6 protein-coding genes are annotated in these 7086 nt (G+C 62.1%); 5 read left to right on the top strand and 1 reads right to left on the bottom strand.

The features are described from left to right. Window positions 1-140 precede the first annotated feature (140 nt). From NZ453_RS05155 to NZ453_RS05170, 4 genes are all read left to right on the top strand, one after another. Entirely contained in the window at window positions 141-1106 is a 966-nt protein-coding gene (locus NZ453_RS05155; protein ID WP_263769334.1) for a TRAP transporter substrate-binding protein, read from the top strand. A gap of 65 nt (window positions 1107-1171) precedes the next feature. Then, window positions 1172-1750, top strand: coding sequence for a TRAP transporter small permease (locus NZ453_RS05160; RefSeq protein WP_263769335.1), 579 nt, complete (start codon window positions 1172-1174; stop codon window positions 1748-1750). 2 nt (window positions 1751-1752) lie between these two features. Beyond that, a complete protein-coding gene (locus tag NZ453_RS05165; protein WP_263769336.1) occupies window positions 1753-3060 on the top strand; it encodes a TRAP transporter large permease in 1308 nt (435 codons plus the stop codon). Between the two features lie 78 nt (window positions 3061-3138). Then, entirely contained in the window at window positions 3139-5535 is a 2397-nt protein-coding gene (locus NZ453_RS05170) for a glycoside hydrolase family 31 protein (protein ID WP_263769338.1), read from the top strand. Window positions 5536-5568: 33 nt separating this feature from the next. On the opposite strand, the gene NZ453_RS05175 is transcribed toward NZ453_RS05170, so the two are convergent. After that, the gene (locus NZ453_RS05175; RefSeq protein ID WP_263769339.1) at window positions 5569-6462 is read right to left on the bottom strand and encodes an AEC family transporter; all 894 of its coding nucleotides are present in this window, start codon (window positions 6460-6462) and stop codon (window positions 5569-5571) included. Window positions 6463-6638: 176 nt separating this feature from the next. On the opposite strand from NZ453_RS05175, the gene NZ453_RS05180 reads away from it, so the two are divergent. Then, a partial coding sequence (locus NZ453_RS05180; RefSeq protein WP_263769341.1) for a sulfate ABC transporter substrate-binding protein occupies window positions 6639-7086 on the top strand: 448 nt, incomplete at its 3' end.

The raw sequence follows: 7086 nt of genomic DNA on the forward strand, positions 1-7086 counted from the left end.
AGCATTGCGTGGGTTCGGGCGGGGCGGTTTACTCGCGTTACTCAAGACGACCCCCAAAAACAACAAGGCGTGCGAGCGTGGCTGCCGAGAGCGGGTTGGCTTGCGAAGATGCCCGAAAACCCATAATCAGGAGGACGAACATGAAGCTGAAAACCATTGGTCTGGCCATTGCATTGGGCCTTCTTGCACATTCCGCCGGCGCGGTGGAGAAGATGCGGCTCGGGCACGGTCTGCCCGAGGACCACGCGGTGCACAAAGCGGTAATGCGCTTTGCCGAACTGGTGAAGGAACGTTCGAACGGTGAAATCGAGATCAAGGTTTTCGCCAACGGCGTGCTCGGCGGCGAACGCGAAATGCTTGAGCAGGTGCAGAACGGCGTGCTGGAAATCACCAAGGCCAGCGCCTCGCCGCTGGAGACGTTCTCGCCCGACTACAAGGTGTTCAACCTGCCGTTCGTTTTCCGCGATCGCGATCACTTCTTCAAGATGCTTACGAGCCCGGTCGGCGAGTCGATCCTCGCTTCTTCGCGCAAGAGCGGCTTCATTGGCCTGGCATATTACGACTCCGGCGCCCGCAGCTTCTACGCCAAGAAGGCGATCAATACCCCTGACGATCTGAAGGGCATGAAGATCCGCGTGCAGCAAAGCCCGACGACAATCAAGATGATCCAGGCCCTGGGTGCTACGCCGACGCCGATGGCGTGGGGCGAAGTCTATTCGGCCCTGCAGATGGGTGTCGTGGATGGCGCCGAAAACAACGTGACGGCGCTGACCAATGGCCGCCACGGCGAAGTCTGCAAGTTCTACTCGGAAACCGAACACCAGATCGTTCCCGACGTGCTCGTCATGTCGGTCACGCGCTGGGATTCGCTGAAGAAGCCGCAGCAGGAAATCATCAAGAAGGCGGCGATCGATTCCTTCGAGTATCAGAAGTCCTTGTGGGGCGCCTTCGAGAAGGTCGAGCGCGAGAAGTCGCTCGCCCTCGGCGTGAAGTTCAATACGCCGAACAAGCAGGCCTTTGTCGCCAAGGTCAAGCCGATGATGGACGAAGAGCGTAAGAACCCGAACATCGCGAAGCTGCTCGACGCGATCGCCGCCATCAAGTAAACCCTCTCTGCCCGCAATGTTCGGGCGGTCGAGCCGATGAAGGCGCGACCGCCCGGGGGATGCCCATGAATACCCTTTTCAACTTGAAGCGGCCGGTCGACCGGCTGCTCGAGACGGCGCTCGTCGCCCTATTTTTTGTGCTGTTTGCCTGCGTGATCATCCAGGTGTTCACGCGCTACGTGCTCAACGATCCCGCGATTTTTACCGAGGAGGCGTCGCGCTTCGCGATCATCTGGCTCAGTCTGCTCGGAACCGCGTACGCGTGTGGCCGCCTCGAACACATGGCCTACACGATGTTTCCCGAGAAGCTCAAGGACGGCAAGCTGCTCGCGCACATGCGGTCTGTAGCCGCGATCGTGCTCATGTTTGCGGTCACCGTGATGGTCTACGGCGGTGGTCGTCTGGTTCAGCGGGCTTTTCAGTTCGAGCAGCTTTCGGCGACGCTGGCCTTGCCCATGGGCTACGTGTATCTCTGCATCCCGATCAGCGGCGTGCTGATCGTTTTCTACCAGATATTGATCCTCGCAAAACCTGCCTACTTCAAGCCGGCCGATGAGGTCGAGCAGGCGCTCGAACACATCGCCGAGGAAGAACGCAAGCTCGCGGCCGAAGCGGCTGCAAATTCAAAGGGCGAGGGGAACTGACCATGATTGAACTGACCATTCTCGGTGTCGTCTTCACCGTCCTGTTGTTCTACGGCGTGCCGGTGAGCTTCTGCATCGGCATCGCGACGCTACTGGCGCTCTTCAACGTGACGCCGGATCTCACCACAGCGTTTGTCGTTTCTGCGCAACGCATGACGTCGAGCCTCGACAGCTTCACGCTCGTCGCCATCCCGCTTTTCATTCTCGCGGGCAGCATGATGAACACCGGCGGTATCGCGTTGCGACTGATCGATTTCGCAAAGGTACTCGTCGGCCGTTTGCCCGGATCGTTGGCGCATATCACCTGCCTCTCGAACGCCCTGTTCGGGGCCGTTTCCGGTTCCGCGGTTGCTGCCGCGGCGGCGGTGGGCTCGACGCTCTCGCCGTTGCAGCGCGAGGAGAAGTACGACATGCCGTTCAGTGCGGCGGTGAACGTTGCCTCGTCGCCCTGCGGGTTGCTGATTCCGCCGTCGGGCGCGCTGATCGTGTATTCGCTGATCTCGGGCGGTACGCCTGTCGATGTGCTGTTCGTGGCCGGCTACATTCCCGGCATCATGATGGCGGTGTCCGTCATGTTGTGGATCGGGTGGAAAGCTTACAAAGGCGAGATGCCCACGGTAGTGCACCGCTACACCGGCGCCGAGGCAATCAAGATCACGCTGCGCGCGATTCCCTCGCTATTCCTGATCGTCATCATCATGGGCGGCATCATCGCCGGTATCTTCACCGCCACCGAGGCGGCCGGCGTGGCGGCGCTCTACACCTTTATCCTTGGGCGTTTCGTATACAAGAGCTTGAGTGTGCGGGCGTTGATCAAGAGCACCCTCGACGCAGCGGTTGGCACGGCGGTCGTCATGCTGATGGTCGGTGTGTCGATGACGATGTCGTGGTTGCTTGCGAGTACCGGTTCGGCTCGGATGCTGGCGGATGCCATCGTGGGCCTGTCGGATAACCCGTACATGCTGATGTTCTTGTTCAACGTGCTCCTGCTGCTGCTCGGCACTTTCCTGGATATCACGCCGGGGTTGCTGATCTTCACGCCGATCTTCCTCCCCGTGGCAATGAAACTCGGCATCTCGCCGGTGCACTTCGGGATCATCATCACGTTCAACCTGTGCATCGGCATCGCGACGCCGCCGGTCGGCAGCACATTGTTTGTTGCGGCCCGCGTGGCACGAGTTCCTCTCGGGCTGCTGACGCGACCGCTGTTGCCGATGTTCGCGTTGGAGATCATCGCCCTGTTCCTGGTTACCTACTTCCCGGCGCTGTCGCTCTGGCTGCCGCAGGTGGTCCTCGGGAAGGTGGGCTGACCCGGCTGCGCTAACGAACGCTCAATACCTCTGAAGAAATCCAGGCGGGAGGAGCCCGCTCGGGAGCTGATTATGTCAATGTCAAGAAATCCGTTCTTTTCCCTGATTGCGCGTGAGAACAATCGCCTCACGTTCATGGGCGACGCCACACACGTCGTGCATGTGTTCGTCCTCGAAGAGGGCTTGATCCGCGTGATGCTTCTGCCCGGCGGCGAAGTACGTTTTCCAAAGACCTGGGCCATCGCACCGGGCCTGGACGACGTGCCGAGGGAAGGGCGCGACCGCATGGATCTTTCGGGGTTCACGTTGCCGGCTTACCTCTTCGCCGAGACGGCCGAAGAGTTCGTCGTCACCACGCCGGCGGTACGGCTCACGATCCGCCGCGATGGCTTCTTCTGCCGGTGGGAAACGCGGGCCGGAAACGAATGGACAACGGTGGCCAGCGACCGAGCGACGCAGAGCTACAACTTCTCATGGTGGGACGACAAGGTCTATCACTATCTGAAGCGCGAGGCCGATGAGATGTACTTCGGTCTCGGCGAGCGGGCTGGAGACAGCAACCGGATGGGGCAGAGCTATCGCCTGTGCAACGTCGATCCGATGGGCTACAGCGCCCGTACGACCGACCCGCTGTACAAGCACATTCCGTTCTATGTGACGTGGAAGAAATCCGCCCGGACCGCCTTCGGGCTCTTCTACGACACGCTGTCCGACTGCACCTTCAACATGGGCAAGGAGTTGGACAACTACCACGGTCATTACCGCTACTTCGTGGCCGACCACGGCGACCTCGATTACTACTTCATCGCCGGTCCGGCGCCGGCCGACGTTACCCGCTGTTTTACCTGGCTGACCGGGCGTCCCGCCTTCACGCCGAAGTGGGGCCTGGGGTACTCGGGCTCGACGATGAGCTACACCGACGCGCCGAATGCGCAGGAGCGGATGAACGAGTTTCTGGAGGGATGCAGAAAGCACGACATCCTATGCGATTCGTTCCATCTCTCCTCCGGCTACACGTCGATCGACGGCAAGCGTTACGTCTTCAACTGGAATCGCGATAAATTCCCGGACCCGAAGGCCTTCGTCCAGCATTACCTGGATCACGGCGTCAAACTCTGCCCTAACATCAAGCCGTGCCTGCTGCGCGACCATCCCCGATTTGCCGAAGCGGAGGCGGCGGGCCTGTTCATCAAGGACGCCGAGGGGCGCCCTGCGCAGGTGCAATTCTGGGACGAGACCGGCGCGTACATCGACTTCACCAATCCCCGCGCGTATGACTGGTGGAAGGCCCGGGTGACCGACGCGCTGCTCGACTACGGCATCTCCTCGACCTGGAACGACAACAACGAGTTCGAGATCTGGAGCGACGAGCCGCTCGTCGACGGATTTGGCCGCCAGCGTCGCGCCTGCGAGGCAAAACCGCTGCATACGCTGCTCATGATCAAGGCCTCGCGCGAAGCGCAAGCCGCGCACGCACCGGGCAAACGGCCCTTCCTGATCTCGCGTTCCGGCGCGGCTGGCATGCAGCGGTACGTCCAGACTTGGTCCGGCGACAACTACACCTCGTGGGAAACCCTGCGTTACAACATTCGCATGGGGCTTGGCCTGGCGCTGAGCGGGATTTCGAATACGGGGCACGACATCGGCGGCTTTGCCGGTCCGGCACCTGAGCCCGAACTCTTCCTGCGCTGGGTCCAGCACGGCGTCTTCCTGCCGCGGTTTTCGATCCACTCGTGGAACGACGACAGCACGGTCAACGAGCCGTGGATGTATCCCGAGATCACGCCCTACGTGCGCGATCTCATCCGCCTGCGCTACCGGTTGATTCCGTATCTTTACGATTTGTTGTGGCGCTATCACACGCGCTTCGAGCCGATGATGCGGCCGACCTTCCACGATTTTCCCAATGATCCGCGCTGTTTCGAGGAGAACGACGACATGCTTGTCGGCGGCAAGGTGCTCGTGGCGTCGGTGGTTGAACCCGGGCGGCGCGACCGGCGGGTTTATCTGCCGCAGGGAGCCTCATGGTACGACTACTGGAGCGGGGATTATTTCGCCGGCGGCCAGGAAGTCGTCTTGCCCGCGCCGTGGGACCGTCCGCCGCTTCTCGTTCGCGAAGGCTCGATCCTGCCCCTCAACCTTGCCGAGCAGCATTTCGCCGAGCTGGCCGACGAACGCGGATTCGCAGTTTTCCCATGCCGTGGCGAAGGCGCGATGGACGACCGCTTCTTCGAGGACGACGGCGAGAGCCTCGTCGACCCGAACGGAACGCACGGCGAGTGGCGCGTCACGATCAACGCAACGGCGAGCGAACTGCAGGTGCAGGTAGCGCCGCTCGGCACGGTGGCCATACCCGCTACCGGTGTGAAACTTCTGTTCCCACGCCAGGAATCGCGTGTCGTGCGTGCCGCGGCTGGGTGCATCGTCACCGACGCGATCGGCGACCAGTGGCGTGAAGTGACGGTGTTGCCGTGATCCGTTGTTTTCGCGGCGGGGCGTCCGGTTCCGTCAGCGGAGCCACGCGGCCCACAAGGTAAGCGTGAGCATCGAGGCGAGCGTCGACGCGGATATCACCCACGCGACGCTCTTGCCGTCGCCCCCCATGCGGATGGCGAGGATGTATGCCGACGAGGCGGTGGGCAGCGCGGCGAATAGCACCACGACCGAATAGTAGGTACCGGCCAGTCCGAGCAAGGTGCCAACCGTGGCGGCGACCACCGGCAGCAGAACCAGCTTGACGGCGATCAGCCAGCCCGCGAAACCTCCAACGCCGGCCGAACCCCCCAGGCGAAGCGCCGCGCCGACGGCGATCAGTCCAAGGGCGATCGATGCGTCGCCCAACCGCCCGAGAAAGACGTGGGCGGGTGCTGGCAGGGCAACCCCGCTTACGTTCAACGCGAATCCGATGATCGTGGCCCAGATGAGCGGGTTGCGCAGGATTTCGCGCCACGCGCCGCGTTCGCCATGGCGGGCCAGCATCGCAACGGAAGCGAGGTTGACGACCGGTACCGCCGCGCCCAGCACGATCCCCATCGCCGCGATGCCCTGTGCACCGAACAGCATGCTGGCCACCGCGAACCCGATGTACGAGTTGAAGCGGAACGCGCATTGGTACATCGACGCGTAGCTCAATGCCGGCACGCGCGAGAATGGCTTTGGCAGCAGGCCGAGCAGCATGCCGGCGCCGATGGTGGAGAACGACGTGGCCAGAAGCGGAACTGCGGCCGCAAGATCGAGCCGCGTTCGCGCCAAGGCGTTGATCAACAGCGCGGGGAAGAGCACGAAGTAAACGAGCTTTTCGATGCCGCTCCAGAAATGTTCGCCCAGATGCATCCAGCGGCGGATGGCCGCACCGAGGAGGATTAGCGAGAAGTCGGGGAGAAGGAGCCAAACTGTGTCCATGGCCCGAATGGTAACCCGGCACGCGGCAGGCTGCCTTGGTGGCGAACTCTCCATGGCCTCATAACCGGCGGTTCCATTGATATGCGAAACACGCGCATAAGCTAATAACGATTATGTCGTTTGGAACGGTAGTCGACGTCCCTAGACTCGGGGCTGTCATCCTTGAGGAAGCCGCCATGACCCGTCTGCCCCTTCATACCCTTCGCCAACTCGCCCTCAGCCTCGTCCTCGGGGCCGCGCTCGCTGCCGGCCCCGGTATCGTCCGCGCCGAAACCACCCTGCTCAACGTCTCCTACGACCCCACCCGCGAGTTCTACCAGGACTACAACGCCGCCTTCGCCAAATACTGGAAAGCCAAGACCCAGGAAACGGTGACCATCAACCAGTCGCACGGCGGCTCCGGCAAGCAGGCCCGCAGCGTCATCGACGGCCTCGCCGCCGACGTCGTCACCCTGGCGCTCGCCTACGACGTCACCGCCCTCGCCGAAAAGAAACTCATCCCCGAGAACTGGCAGCAACGCCTGCCGCAGAACGCCTCGCCCTACACCTCGACCATCGTCTTCCTCGTGCGCAAGGGCAACCCCAAACAGATCCGCGACTGGGGCGACCTCGTCAAACCCGGCA

The organism is Propionivibrio soli, from assembly GCF_025770765.1.
In the GTDB taxonomy this organism is placed as follows: domain Bacteria; phylum Pseudomonadota; class Gammaproteobacteria; order Burkholderiales; family Rhodocyclaceae; genus Propionivibrio; species Propionivibrio soli.